The sequence below is a fragment of the Myroides guanonis genome, from assembly GCF_900114085.1.
Classification (GTDB): Bacteria; Bacteroidota; Bacteroidia; order Flavobacteriales; family Flavobacteriaceae; genus Flavobacterium; species Flavobacterium guanonis.
In genome coordinates this window covers 1-14,887 of sequence record NZ_FORU01000004.1, presented here as the reverse complement: position 1 = coordinate 14,887, position 14,887 = coordinate 1, and the positions used below count along the sequence as shown (strand labels likewise).

Below are 14,887 nucleotides of genomic sequence, written 5' to 3'. Positions count from 1 at the left end.
GTCATAAAATTTGATTTGGTATCTATTTTGAATCATGCATAATCAAAGTAAAATTAATCAAAATAATACAAATAATTATGACATCAGGTAAAATTAATGTTACAGTAGAAAATATCTTTCCTTTGATAAAAAAGTTTCTATACAGTGACCATGAAATATTCTTGCGTGAACTTATTTCTAATGCAACTGATGCTACACTAAAACTCAAACACTTAACGAGTATTGGAGAAGCGAATGTAGAGTATGGAAATCCAGTTATTGAGGTTAAGATTGATAAAGAAAACAAGAAAATTCACATCATAGACCAAGGTCTTGGAATGACTAAAGAAGAAGTTGAAAAGTACATAAACCAAGTTGCTTTCTCTGGTGCTGAAGAATTCTTAGAAAAATACAAAGATTCGGCGAAAGACGCTGGAATCATTGGACATTTTGGTTTAGGTTTTTATTCTGCTTTTATGGTTGCCGAAAAAGTAGAAATTATCACCAAATCGTATAAAAATGAACCAGCAGCTCATTGGACATGTGATGGTAGTCCAGAATACACTTTAACTGAGAGTGACAAAACCGATAGAGGTACAGAGATAATCCTACACATCGCTGAAGACTCTTTAGAATTTTTAGAAGAAGGTAAAATACGAGGACTTTTAGTAAAATACAATAAGTTCATGCCTGTTTCAATTAAATTTGGAACACATACAGAAGGAGAAGGTGACGATGCAGTAGAAGTTGATACTATCATCAATAACCCAAATCCAGCTTGGACAAAACAACCCTCTGAATTAAAAGAAGAAGATTATACAAACTTCTACAGAGAATTATATCCAATGCAATTTGAAGAGCCATTATTCAACATACATTTAAATGTTGACTATCCATTCAACCTAACTGGGATATTATATTTTCCAAAATTGAGTGCGGACTTGCAAATGCAAAAGGATAAAATTCAGCTTTATCAAAATCAGGTTTATGTAACAGACAATGTAGAAGGAATTGTACCAGAATTCTTGACTATGTTAAAAGGTGTTATTGATTCTCCAGACATTCCTTTAAACGTATCAAGATCTTACTTACAAGCTGATGGAAACGTTAAGAAAATATCTAATTACATCACGCGTAAAGTAGCTGATAAAATGAAATCTTTGTTCAATGAAAACAGAGCTGACTTTGAATCTAAATGGAACGACATTAAAATCGTTTTAGAATACGGTATGCTTTCAGAACCAAAGTTTTATGAGAAATCAGGTGCTTTTGCATTATATCCAACTGTAGATGGTAAATACTATACTTTTGAAGAACTTAAGGAAGCAATAAAAGAGAACCAAACCGATAAGGATGGTAACTTAGTGATATTATATGCTTCAAATAAAGATACCCAACACAGTTATATTGCAAGTGCACAAGAAAAAGGCTATCAAGTACTATTATTAGATTCACCAATTGTATCTCACTTGATTCAAAAACTAGAAGCTGATAATGAAAAAATTAGCTTTGCACGTGTTGATGCTGATCACGTTAGTAATTTGATTAAGAAAGAAGAAAACACAATTTCAAAGCTTTCGGAAGATGAACAAAAAAATCTACAAGAGATAATTGAATTAAACGTACCTAAAGGTAAGTATACTGTTCAATTAGAAGCAATGGATAGTACAGATGAACCATTCGTAATCACTCAACCAGAATTCATGAGAAGAATGAAAGAGATGAGTGCTTCAGGTGGAGGTGGAATGTTCGGAATGGGCAATATGCCAGAAATGTATAACTTGGTAGTAAATACTAACCATGAACTAGCATCTAAGATTTTGAACAACTCTGATAAAGAAGCTCAAGAATCAAACATAAAACAAGCTATGGACTTAGCTAAATTAGCTCAAGGACTACTTAAAGGAGAAGAATTGACTGCTTTCGTGAAAAGAAACTTTAGTCAATTAAAATAATTAAATTATTTAAAACAAGTCATAAAGGCTGTCTCATTTCTTTGAGATAGCCTTTTTTGTGTTAAAGCCCTTCAACGATTAACGCTTAATATTTATCCCATCTTCCCCTCCTTAGCTTCTTACCCTCTTTACTCCTTAGCTTATTTGCCTATTTATAAATTCCTCTAATTATCGCATTCACAAATTTACACACTTACAAATAATCAAACTAACACCCCCCTAGATTATAGTATTATCTTTGTTTAAATTGAAATGAAGAAAAACATGAAAGGAAACGATATATTAAAAGGCACATTCTTGGTAGCTTGCGGAGCATCTAGTTTTGGAATGTTAGCCTCCTTCGTAAAACTAGCATACGCAGCAGGATATACAACTGCTGAAGTAACTTTCTCGCAAGTTATATTAGGACTATTAGGAATAGCTCTTTTAAACCTATTTAAAAAGAAGAAAACAACAGATTTAAAAGAAAATAAGCGAGATATAAGAAACCTGATAATTGCCGGCACATCAATGGGATTCACCTCTGTACTTTATTATCTCTCAGTAAGTTTTATAGATGCCTCCATAGCTGTAGTCTTACTGATGCAATCCGTATGGATAGGTGTTGTAATAGAAAGCATAACAACAAGAAAAATCCCCAATCTTTCAAAAATTGTAGCTGTTATTCTAATACTCGTAGGAACAGTTTTAGCAACCAATATAATAGGAGCTGAAATCAAACTAGACCCAAGGGGAATTATTTTTGGTTTTCTAGCATCCTGTTCATTTGCGGGTACTATGTTTACTTCAAATTCAGTTGCAACCCATTTACCAGCGTTGAGAAGGAGTTTATACATGCTTGTGGGAGCAACAATCATAGTAGGAACATTTACAATAGTTACACAAGTGGGACCAAACAACTCCGAATTCTTTATGAAAATCCTTCAATCATTTTCAGATAATACTAAAGGAATTAGAGACTTTGACTTTAGTATAATGTACCAGTGGGGACTAATACTTGCACTATTTGGAACCATTATTCCCCCTATCTTATTAAATATGGGATTTCCATATACAGGAATTGGACTAGGCAGTATAATAGCTTCCATTGAGCTTCCTGTTTCAGTTTCAGTAGCCTATTTATTGCTAAATGAGCAAGTAATTGCGCTACAATGGGTAGGAATCATATTAATACTAGGAGCAATTGTCTTAATAAATAGTACTTTACTGTTCAAAAAAACAAGTAAAAACCTAATAAACAACACCTTACACACTTAAAACTTCAACCTTCCTGATTAGCATTATTTTTTTTTCAAAACTATTTTGTAATATCTATATTTTTACTAATATTGACATAACATTAATTACTTAAAAAAATTGATTAACTTTTCATCTGATGAAAAAAGGAAACAACACCGAGTTAAATTACGAAACTAAGGAGCGTATAATAGCGATGGCTAAAGAAGAGAAAAAACCTTTTGAAGCCATTAAAAATGAGTTTGGTCTAGGAGAAATGGAAGTGACCAAGATTATGAAAGAGAAATTTTCCACAGAAGAATTTGAATCTTGGAAAAAAAGAGTATTATCAAAAAAACCAAAACCCCAAAAGTTTAGGGATGATGATTTAGAAGACTTAGACGATAAATACTATTTTAAAAATAAATTCGATTAGAACATAAATCTTCAGTTTAATACTGAAGATTTTTTTTTCAACCCAACTTAACAACATGAAAAACAACTTTCTATTCTCCATTGCACTATTGAGTGGAACACTAGGCTATGCACAAGTTCAAAAGGATACTATTTGGCATGACTATTTAGACCAAAAAACAATAAAAGAAAACGCTACTGGATATCGATTCATCAAACCCATTTCCAAAGACAAATTCCAAGTTGAATCTTACAGTCTAGAGAATGTTTTAATCTCTAAAGGAAACACGAAAACAGACGATCCGAATAGTCCTAAGTATGAAGGGCAAGTAATATACTATCAAGAAGGAGGAAAAGAAATGATTCTGCTAAACGCAGAAAATGGAGTTCCAACTGGTAAAGTAATCAGTAAACTTTTAGATGGAACAGAATATGTGGGTGAATTTAGAGAAGGAGCACTATATGATGGTTTTCTTGTAAACGAGTACTATGATTGTTATAGTAAATTGGAAGCAAAAGATGGTCAATTTCTAAAAGCGACGCTCTTTTCAAAGTTAAACAACTCATACCAACAAGTTGTAACCTTCAAAGACAATGCTTTACAATTAGAAGAAGTATTTGATGCAAACGGCAATTTAATAGCTAGTCTAACCTATGACCAATTTGCACCAATTGAAGGAGTAAAATATACTTTTAGCCACAAGCCACTTTCAGTAGCTTCTATTCAGGTTTATAAAGATTCTTTAGAAATTGAATCAACCTCTTTCTACAGTGATGGAAAAGAAAAAATAAAAACAAAAACAGACGGATTATTTAAAGACTATACCTATTTCAACAAAAACGGTGAAGTTATTGGGGAATTCAGAAATGATGCTGGATATGAGTATGAAAGCCCGACGTATGAAGGTACCCATATAGAATTCAACTACCAAGAAGGAAAACAAGATAACATAAGTCAAATTATAACCTATGTAGACAATACCGCAGTCTTTATAAGACATTTTGATGAAAATGGAATACTAAATCAAACTATAACCTATAGAGAAGATGGTTTTTCTAATTCAAAAATAGAGTATTGGAATCCCGATGGTTCATTAAAAGCTAAAATAGAATATGCGGAAGATGGCTATACACCATGGGAAGGAACTGTTTTTTTATATAATACAACCTCAGAATACAAAGCAGGAGAATTGGTAGAAGAAACCACTTCTTACAAAAACGGAAAAGTTTTTGAAACCAAAAAAGACTTAAAAAGCACCTATTACGATAAAAATGGCAAAGTCTTAGGTACACTTACTTATACAAAAGAAGACGGATACTGGAGTCCATTAAACGGTAAATCATTTACAATGGTAGATGACCTTATAACGGATGAAGCGACCTATGAAAAAGGTCTTTTGAAACACAGTATTAATTACACCATTTCTAATGGAAAGAAAGTTTTAAAAACGGAATCTTTCTATGAAAACGGAGAATTAGTCAAACAGATAACTTATCATAACAATGGGGAAATTTCTAAAGAAGAAACCTATAGAAATTACGAACAACTGTTTTCCAAATTCTACGATAGTGATGGTAAATTAATTGGTGCATTTGACCATAAGAATACAGATGGAACTCTTTTGACTTTCTTTGACAATGATATATTGCAAAGCATAGTAAAATACAATAACGGTACGAAACTATACGAAAAGAAATACACACAAGATTATCTAGATTTCTCTTTAAATTCATTAGAAGCACCTAAAACATATCTACAATCTGAAATCGATTTCTTAAAAGAAGGTAAGTTTTATTCTAAAGGGGAATTAATCTCAACCGTCAAATACAAAAATGGAGCACCTATAGAAGGAACTGTCTACGAAGATGATGATTATTCAATTGTTGTTACTAATTATGAAAACGGTTTAAAAGAAGGAGAAGAAATTACTTTTTCAAAATACGATCCTACCACTATCACTGGAAGAACTGTATATCATTTGGGAAATAAGGTGTTTGAAGAGACCTACGAAGAACGAAGAGTCACTTCTAGAATTCCATATGAAAATGACATCTATCATGGAGAAGCTATTTTCTTTGATGAAAATGGCGATGAACTATCTAGATTAATATTTCAAAACGGAGAACCTTTTGAAGGAACGCGCATTACAAACCTTTACACATCAATATTAACACAAACCTATAAAGAAGGTACATTAGTGAGTGTAACCGATGTAAATATTGAAGGTGTGCTATTATACAAAAAAACAAAAGAAAACGAAAAATCAAAAACCTCTTCAATTCAAGTTTTTGACGATGCAGACGGCTCCCTTGTTTATTCCTATGAAATGTATGAAGATACTAATTTACATGGTACTGTTTCTTATTATGAAAATGGTAAACTTCAAAGACAAGCAAAAGTTAACAACGGTATACTAGAATCGGGCGCTATTGCAATTCAATTCAATAACTATTTATATAATACCGAAGAAACAAACGAAGCTTCCTATTATACACTAAACAAGAAAAAGAATAAAACACAATATCAATTGTTTAATGAGTCAGATGAATTATTGATGGAATACGAAATAAAAAGTGCAAAAAACCCTACAATGAAAACTCCATTATTCACTCCATTCACTCCAGATCAACTGTATCCAGAGAATGATAAAAATAATAGTTGGAGATACTAAATACATTTTAACCATATCTAAAAAGGGTTGTACTTGACTGTAAGTACAACCCTTTTTTAATATCATAAGACAAGAATATACTAATTCATATAAAACATAATTAAACTTAATTGCATTTGTATTTAATTTTATTTAAATTAGCATTAACATTATTTATCAAAATGAAATATAAACTACCTATTCATTGTCCAAGTTGCGAAACAGATTTAAAAGTAACTAAGCTGAGTTGTGAAAATTGCAACACAGCAGTTTCAGGTACTTTTGAATTACCTATGCTACTAAAACTAACCCAAGAAGAACAAGATTTCATTTTGCAATTCTTTCTTTATAGTGGGAGTTTAAAACAAATGGCACAGCAAATGAATATCAGTTATCCTACAGTTCGAAACAAACTCGATGACATAATAGAAAACATAAAAAAACTACAAAGCGAATAATTAGCAACCAAAAAAACTATAAAACCAAACTCATGAAAAAGAAACTAAAACAACCGTTTGAAACACTTCAAGAAAAACAGTTACTAACAATAGGAACTCTATTCTTACTTATATTTTCCTTCATAGCATATTACACCAACACTCGTTTTGATGGAGTAATTGACATGCACCACACTGCTAATGTTCTTATCCATCAACCTTTACTTGATAACATAGTTAATACGTTATGTTTAGGAGCATGTTTATTTGGTTTAGCTTATTTTGTCAACCATAAAACTAGATGGATAGATATTTTAGCCATCGCATTAATATGTAGAATCCCTATTTACTTTGGTGCTATATTTAATATTAATGACATCAGTCTAACAACAGGAAAACACTTAATAGAAAACTTAAGCACCCCTACAGCTATGTTCGATTTGCCAGCTATTAACCTTATTGTACTAATCCTAGAATCCATCTATATTCTTGCGGCATTAGTGCTATTTTGTATATTGCTATACAAAGGATTCAAGACGGCTACAAATGCTAGAAAACTATCACATAGTCTATTACTTATTCCAATTGTTATTTTAGCAGAAATTATTTCAAAAGCGCTTGTATTTTTATACTAGCAAACCTCTATAACAACCTTAAAACAATAAATACAATGAGACTACTTATATATCTTTTTACTCTAATCCTTTCAACTGTTTTGGGGTATAGCCAAAACTTCAAAAAAGAAATTATTGACATAGACTCCGATATTCAAGGCGACCTGTATATTGGAGACTCACAAAATAAATCTGTATCAATATTTATTGCAGGATCCGGTCCCACAGATCGCAATGGAAACGCTCTTCCGATTATGACTACGAATGCCTATAAATTATTAGCAGAAGGGCTATCACAAAACAAACAAAACATTTTTACATATGATAAAAGAGCTGTCGCATTAAGCAAAAAGAAAGATGCCCCAGAAAACGAAGGTGTTTTTGAAGACAATGTAAATGACCTAAATCTAATTATCAATACATTAAAAAAGCGATTCTCCTCAATAACATTAATCGGACATAGTGAAGGTGCCTTAGTTGCACTATTAGCCGCAAATGACCCTAGTGTAACAAAATACATATCTATTTCAGGACCTGGAGAAACTATCGACAAAACACTAAGTAAACAAATTGCTAAAAACGCGCCTTTTTTACAAAAACAATCTGATGAAATTCTAAGCGAATTAAAAAAAGGAAATACTGTAGACAATGTAATCCCAATGCTACAAAGCCTATTCAGACCAAGTGTACAACCATACCTTATTTCATGGATAAAATTTGACCCTGCGATAGAAATAAAGAAACTTAATAAACCAATTCTAATCATTCAAGGAGATAAAGACTTACAAGTAGATTTAGAACAAGGAAAATTATTACATCAAGCAAATCCACAATCTACAATTGTAACCCTTGCCGGTATGAATCACGTTTTTAAAAATATTGAAAAAGACGAAGACAATATGAAATCTTATAACAATGGGACATTACCTATTCACACAGAACTAGTTCCAACAATCCTAAACTTTATCAAGTAAATTAGAAATGTCAGAAGAAATGATTATTTCTATCTTTTTTATTGCTATTGGTGTTGTAGTACTATTATGTAAAAACAACACCAATCATATTTTAGGATATCGAACCTATATGAGTATGAAAAACCAATCTAATTGGCATTATGCTCAAATATACAGTGGAAAAAGAATACTTATTTTAGGAGTTATATTACTGATACTCTTAATTATCGCTCCCCTATTTGAAATAAATACTAAACTTATCTCAACCCTATACGGTATCGGTATCGGTGTTGGAACCTTACTAATAATAGTAGCAACAGAAATAGCATTAAACAAAAAAGAAAAAGAAAAAGAACAATAAATGACATCAATAATAATCCTATTTCTAATACTCTTTGGAATTAGCTTCATTGTTACTCCAAGCAATGCAAAATATACCTTATCGGGTTATAACACCGCATCAAAAGAAGAACAAGCTAAGTATGACATTAACAAGTTAGTTCCATACATCAATAGAGGAATTAGAATAACAGCAATAATCACATTAATCACCAGCTCTATCGCTTATTACTTTGAAAATAAAACTATCGTTGCCTTCTGCCTATCCATGATACCCATGATTGGAATTTTGATAACTCTTGTATTTGGTAGTTTAAAATATATTGATAAAAAAGCAAGTACAAGCAATTACATAGCTTATATATTAATCCTTTTGACGATTCTTTTATCGCTATATCTATTTATATATCATCCAGACAAAATCAATTTAGACATATAACTTAACTAACAGCACCCAAGATTCTAACCTCTACAATAAAAGCACAATGAACATTCAAGGATATATGCTAAGTGTCGTTTTCATCATCAGTAGCTTGGTAATTGTTATACTATGTCAATATAAACCCAAGTATTATAAAGAAATACTTAGCAAGAAAAAAGTAACAGACGAAAAAACATTCATTGAGAAATCTAAGATTAGCTCGAAGAGAATGGCACTTTTCGGAATTATTACACTTGTAATAACCCCATTCTTAAATAATTGGATAACATCAGATTTGACACTTTCCTATCTGTGTTTTATTATAGGAATCATAGGTTTTACAATAGCTTTCTTACACACTAAAAACAAACCCTCAAAAAACTAAAAATTACAATACCAATAACGCCATATCTCTCAAAACACCACATGGTTTAGAATACCAAAAAGGCTCAAAATCCTCCTGTGTAAAATCTTCGAAATCCTTTTTCATTTCTTGATAAGTCAATGTTTTAAAATTGCCTTGAACAAGTTTTTCGACAAATACAGAAAACCACTCACCTTCAATACGCTCAAATTCTACTGAAATAGTTTCTTTCTTAGTATAAAAAACAGCAATTGCCTTTTCAAAACTACGTCCTTTCTTGGTCTTAGTATAAAACTCTAAGTGAGGTAAGCTTCCTATCCAAACAATCTTCTGATTCGGTTTATAATTAGGAATAGCATCCTCCTCTAAAACACTATAGATATAATCCGGAGCTATGCTGGTTTTAGGAACCTTAAAATCAAACCAATCATTTAAAGACCAATCAAAACATAAGCCATGCATATAATTGAAGAGTGACTTGCGCAATCCCATTGAAAACTTGTCATGTATAGCACCTGAATTCTCACGGTGAGCAATGTCATTATTTGCAAACGATCCAATGTCTTCACTCAATTTCGAAACATTATAGTCAGTTGGATTCATACCAACAGGAGAATGTGCTGTCATAGCAAATTGATGCCAAAACCCAGATTGCATAACTCCTAACTCAAACAACTGCCTAACCATTTCTAGACTGTCAATAGTTTCCTGTGCAGTTTGAGTAGGAAAACCATACATCAAATAAGCATGCACTAATATCCCCGCCTCCGTAAAATTCCTATTTACACGAGCCACTTGAGCCACCGTAACTCCTTTATCTATCAATTTTAACAAACGGTCAGAAGCAACCTCTAATCCCCCTGAAACAGCAATACAACCCGAAGCTTTTAACAATCGACACAAGTCCTTTGTAAAACTTTTTTCAAAGCGAATATTAGTCCACCAAGAAACCGTTAGTTTCCTTCGAAGAATTTCTAAAGCCACCTCTCTCATCAAAGCAGGTGGAGCAGCTTCATCCACAAAATGAAAACCAGTTTCTCCAGTTTGTTCAACCAATGTTTCCATTCTATCGACAATCTGTTTGGCAGCAACAGGCTCATAAATCTTTATATAATCTAAAGAAATATCGCAGAAAGTACATTTACCCCAATAGCAACCATGAGCCATAGTCAATTTGTTCCATCTTCCATCACTCCACATACGATGCATTGGATTGACAATTTCAATCACAGAAATATAATCCTTCAATCTCAAATCAGAATAATCAGGAGTACCAACCTGAGCTTGCTTATAATCTTGAATTAAAGGATTGTTTATATAGACAACCTTATCATCTTGAAGTAATAAGGTGCGTTTCAATTGCGTAATATCAGATTTTCCTTCTACGTAATTAATCAAACACTCTACAGGTGCCTCACCATCATCCAATGTTATAAAGTCAAAGAATTCAAAAACTCTAACATCAGAAAGAGAACGTAGTTCTGTATTTGGAAACCCTCCCCCCATAGAAATTTTAATATCAGGGTAATTAGCTTTTATCCATTGCGCACAACGAAAAGAACTATATAGATTACCAGGAAAAGGAACAGAAAACCCAACGATTTTCGGGTTAGATTCTTTTATAATATTCTCTAACAATGACAAGGTAATTGTATCAACATAAGTAACGGGTTCTTGAAGACAAGAATACAACTCATCGAAAGAATGAGCGGACCTACCCAAGCGCTCCGCATAACGGCTAAAACCAAAATGAGAATCCACGGTTTCGGTAATCAAATCAGATAAATCCTCTAAATATAAAGTTGCCAAATGCTTCGCTTTATCTTGGATTCCCATAGCACCAAAAGCCCAGTCTAACTCCTCTAATTGCTCAAATCGAGAAGCCTGAGGAAGAAATCCCTCCTGAACAATAGCGTGGGCTAAAGTTGGATTTTTACCTTGTAAAAAAGAGATAACTTGATCAACAGTTGAAATGTATTCCTGCTCTAATGCTAAAATACGATGCGTATTCTCAGAAACTTCCTCGGTATGTTCATGAACATAATCAAAAAGTTCAGTCAATCCCTTTTTAGAAAAAAGCGCCAATATAACTTCAATTCCCAAATCAGATTGAAAGCAAGAAATTTGTTTCGTATTAAAAAAACCTTTCAAATAAGCCGTAGCAGGATAAGGTGTATTTAGCTGAGTAAAAGGAGGCGTAATTAATGTAATCGTCGTTTTCAAGATACCTATTTAATGTACTGCAAATGTAGGAGAATTCTATTACATCCTCTCTTAAAGCTTCCTAATAAAACATCCATTAGGACAATTCCTAAAATAAACAAAAATCCCTTTAATAGACAAAACTCATTTTGTACCTTTATGTTTTAAATAAAATACCATGACACATATAGAAAAACTATCTGCAATACGCGCTTTGATGAAAGAGCAAGGTATTGATGCTTATATCATTCCTTCTTCAGATCCACATATCAGTGAATACCTACCAGAACATTACAAATGTATCTCTTGGACGTCTGGATTCACAGGTTCTGCCGGTACTCTAGTTATAACGCTAGATTTTGCAGGACTATGGACAGATTCACGCTATTTCGTTCAAGGCCCAGAGCAATTAAAAGGTAGTGGTTTTGAGTTGGTAAAATTAAAAGTACAACACGCAGCGGAATATGTTAATTGGATATCAGAAAAATTCAACAATGGAGCAACAGTAGCTTTTGATGGTAACCTAGCTTCGTTAGCAGTTGCACATGCAATTAAAAGCACATTGGAACCATTGAACTTTACAATTAATGGACATGTGGATTTATTAGCTTCTATTTGGAAAGGAAGACCTGAATTGCCAAAAACAACAGCATACACATTACCTATTTCAACAACAGGTCAATCTACACAAAGTAAATTAGATGCTGTTCGAAGTGAATTAAAGGAGAAAAGAGTTACTGCACACTTGATTTCTTCTTTAGATGACTTAGCATGGGTATTAAACATACGAGGAACAGATGTACCTTGTAATCCTGTAACCTTAGGTTTCTTATACATAGCAACAGATAAAACTGTTTTGTTTATCGATCCTTCTAAGCTAGAATCAAAAACTGTAGAAGAACTAAACGGATTTGGAATAGAAATCCAAGACTATACAGACGTAAGAAAAACACTAAAAAGCTTAACAGCTTCAGATAGAATCTTAATCGATCCTAAACGTACTTGTTTTGCTATTTATGACAGCATACCAAACGAAGTAGAAATTGTAGAAGCAATGAATCCTTCTACCCTATTAAAAGCTATCAAAAACGACGTTGAACTTCAACACGAAAGACAAGCCATGATTAACGATGGTGTTGCAATGACTAAGTTTTTCAAATGGGTTGAAGAAAATGTAGCAAGTGGAACTCTATCAGAGATGAGTATAGCAGACCATTTACGTGGACTAAGAGCAGAACAGCCAGGTTTTAAAGACATCAGCTTTGATACAATTGCTGGTTACAAAGACCACGGAGCTTTACCACATTACAAAGCAGAAGAAAAAAGCAATTATACATTAAAACCAGAAGGGCTATTACTAGTTGATTCAGGAGGTCAATATGAAACAGGAACTACAGATATTACGCGAGTAATTACTTTAGGAACCCCTACAGCAGAAGAAAAAGAAGACTATACTATTGTATTAAAAGGAACTATAGAAGGTTCTATGGCTATCTATACTAAAGGAACTAGAGGATATCAAATCGATGCTATCACACGTAGACCTATTTGGGCTACCCTTAGAAACTATGGACATGGAACAGGACATGGAGTAGGTTTTTTCTTAAACGTACACGAAGGACCACATGTCATCAACCCTAGCAATGTAGATATCGCTCTACAAACAGGAATGATTAGTTCAATAGAACCAGGACTATATAGAGAAGGAAAATATGGTATTCGTATTGAAAATCTAGTAGTTTCAAAAGACTTAAGCTCTAACCAATTTGGTGACTTTATGGAATTTGAAACAATAACAATCTGTTATATAGCTACAGACCTAGTTGAAAAATCATTGTTAGAAAAAACACATATTGATTGGTTAAACAATTATAACCAATGGGTTTATGATTCTTTAGAAGCGAAGTTAAGCGCAGAAGAGGCTTCTTGGTTGAAAGAAAAAACAAAAGCTATCTAGTATATTTATAAACGAAACTAGTTTATTATCAAAGAGTAGAATCATTAATGATTCTACTCTTTTTTTATACCCTGAAAAAAGACTAGACTCTAAAATATCACTAAGTAAAAAACATCAATCTAAATCAACAATAATCCACGTATATGGATACGAATATATTTGTAACAAAAAATAAATAAATCACATATAATTGTTATTTTAGACGAAATTTATATTTTATGAAAAAATTAATACTTTTTAGCTTTTTAGCAGCTGCAACATTAACAAGTGCTCCAATACAAGCACAGCAAAAAGTAAAGTTTACAAAAGAACAGTTAAAAATTATGGATAACGAACTATTTGATGAGATGTTCGTTGGAGTTAGTTCTAAAAAGAATTCCACTCTTATTCTTAAAGATGGAACTGAAATTGAAGGTCCCGTTTCTGGAATAGAAAGAAGAAAAGGACAAATTGAATCTATAAAAATAAAAGATTCTTCAGGAAAAAAAGCTGAATATAGTGCTGAAGAAATAGAAGAAATGTATTTACCGATTTCAGCCAGTGCCAAAGCAACTAAAAATTCACGTTACTTTGAAAACTCAAAGAATTGGGGAAGACGAAGTTTTAGCAAAATTGTAAGTCCAAATCAAGTCTATGTAAAAAATGTTAGTGCTTCATTGAAAAACAAAAAAGAAGAACAACAATTTTTGATGCAGTTAATCAATCCAAATTTCAGCAGTGTAATTGAAGTATATGCAGATCCAACAGCATCAGAAACATCATCTGTAAGCTTTGGAGTAGGTCCTGCAATCGGAGGAGGTGTAACGAAATCATATTACGTAAAAAAGGGAGATGAAGTAATCTGGCTTAAAAAAGGAGAATTTAAAGATAATTACGAGTTTCTTTTTGGAGACAACCAAGAATTTATACAAAAATTTCCATACAATTCTATAAAATGGGAACACTTAAGCTATCTAATAGCGGAATACACTAAAATGTCACAAAACATATAATACTCTTCATTCTTTTATACAAAGGCTATCTCAAAAAGGTAGCCTTTTGTATTAGGAAACAAATCTGGTAATTCGGGAATATGCAAAGAGGCTAAGATGCAAAGGGCAAAGAAGGAAAATTTGGTGATTCGTAAATACGCTAATTCGGAGATATGCTAATACGCTAAGAAGCAAAGGGCAAAAAAACAGAGTTGAACGTTTAGTTTTAGTCTAATCTACTAAATTAGTAATGGAGTCAGCAAAACTAATATAAAGCTAAAAGACTAATTAACAGACGACTACAAAATAATTAACCCACCTCACTTTTCAGGAGAACTTCAAAAAAGGCAGCGCATCGAGCTTGCGACACGCTGCACCAAAACAAAAAACCCCGATTCGATAGAATCAGGGTTTA

Annotated in this window: 13 protein-coding genes; 12 read left to right on the top strand and 1 reads right to left on the bottom strand. The window is 32.6% G+C overall.

All coding sequences use genetic code 11. The features are described from left to right. Positions 1–77 precede the first annotated feature (77 nt). The 10 genes from htpG to BM024_RS13630 all read left to right on the top strand — a co-directional run bounded on the left by htpG (position 78) and on the right by BM024_RS13630 (position 9,363). On the top strand, positions 78–1,934 hold the full coding sequence (htpG, locus tag BM024_RS04730; protein WP_090678311.1) for a molecular chaperone HtpG: 1,857 nt from the start codon (positions 78–80) through the stop codon (positions 1,932–1,934). 264 nt (positions 1,935–2,198) lie between these two features. Next, on the top strand, positions 2,199–3,191 hold the full coding sequence (locus BM024_RS04725; protein ID WP_090678489.1) for an EamA family transporter: 993 nt from the start codon (positions 2,199–2,201) through the stop codon (positions 3,189–3,191). Between the two features lie 118 nt (positions 3,192–3,309). Further along, positions 3,310–3,585 (top strand): DUF2805 domain-containing protein, encoded by a 276-nt coding sequence (locus tag BM024_RS04720; protein ID WP_090678310.1) that lies wholly within the window; start codon positions 3,310–3,312, stop codon positions 3,583–3,585. A gap of 55 nt (positions 3,586–3,640) precedes the next feature. Next, positions 3,641–6,235 (top strand): toxin-antitoxin system YwqK family antitoxin, encoded by a 2,595-nt coding sequence (locus BM024_RS04715; protein WP_090678309.1) that lies wholly within the window; start codon positions 3,641–3,643, stop codon positions 6,233–6,235. 161 nt (positions 6,236–6,396) lie between these two features. Further along, positions 6,397–6,672: a DUF2089 domain-containing protein gene (locus BM024_RS04710; protein ID WP_177190162.1), complete on the top strand. Its 276-nt coding sequence runs from the start codon at positions 6,397–6,399 to the stop codon at positions 6,670–6,672. A gap of 32 nt (positions 6,673–6,704) precedes the next feature. Then, entirely contained in the window at positions 6,705–7,286 is a 582-nt protein-coding gene (locus tag BM024_RS04705) for a YIP1 family protein (RefSeq protein WP_090678308.1), read from the top strand. Positions 7,287–7,321: 35 nt separating this feature from the next. Continuing rightward, positions 7,322–8,239: an alpha/beta hydrolase gene (locus BM024_RS04700; RefSeq protein WP_090678307.1), complete on the top strand. Its 918-nt coding sequence runs from the start codon at positions 7,322–7,324 to the stop codon at positions 8,237–8,239. Between the two features lie 7 nt (positions 8,240–8,246). Next, positions 8,247–8,579 carry an SdpI family protein gene (locus BM024_RS04695; RefSeq protein ID WP_090678306.1) on the top strand — a complete coding sequence of 111 codons (333 nt, stop codon included), beginning with the start codon at positions 8,247–8,249 and terminating at the stop codon, positions 8,577–8,579. Beyond that, positions 8,580–8,996, top strand: a complete 417-nt coding sequence (locus BM024_RS04690; protein WP_090678305.1) for a DUF3784 domain-containing protein — start codon at positions 8,580–8,582, stop codon at positions 8,994–8,996. Positions 8,997–9,042: 46 nt separating this feature from the next. Then, positions 9,043–9,363, top strand: a complete 321-nt coding sequence (locus tag BM024_RS13630) for a hypothetical protein (protein ID WP_143077718.1) — start codon at positions 9,043–9,045, stop codon at positions 9,361–9,363. Between the two features lie 3 nt (positions 9,364–9,366). Here the strand turns inward: BM024_RS13630 and BM024_RS04685 are convergent, their stop codons facing one another. After that, a complete protein-coding gene (locus BM024_RS04685; RefSeq protein WP_090678304.1) occupies positions 9,367–11,565 on the bottom strand; it encodes a B12-binding domain-containing radical SAM protein in 2,199 nt (732 codons plus the stop codon). A gap of 157 nt (positions 11,566–11,722) precedes the next feature. On the opposite strand from BM024_RS04685, the gene BM024_RS04680 reads away from it, so the two are divergent. Both BM024_RS04680 and BM024_RS04675 read left to right on the top strand, forming a co-directional pair. Further along, positions 11,723–13,501, top strand: a complete 1,779-nt coding sequence (locus tag BM024_RS04680; protein WP_090678303.1) for an aminopeptidase P family protein — start codon at positions 11,723–11,725, stop codon at positions 13,499–13,501. Positions 13,502–13,719: 218 nt separating this feature from the next. After that, positions 13,720–14,493: a hypothetical protein gene (locus BM024_RS04675; protein ID WP_090678302.1), complete on the top strand. Its 774-nt coding sequence runs from the start codon at positions 13,720–13,722 to the stop codon at positions 14,491–14,493. Positions 14,494–14,887 lie beyond the last annotated feature (394 nt).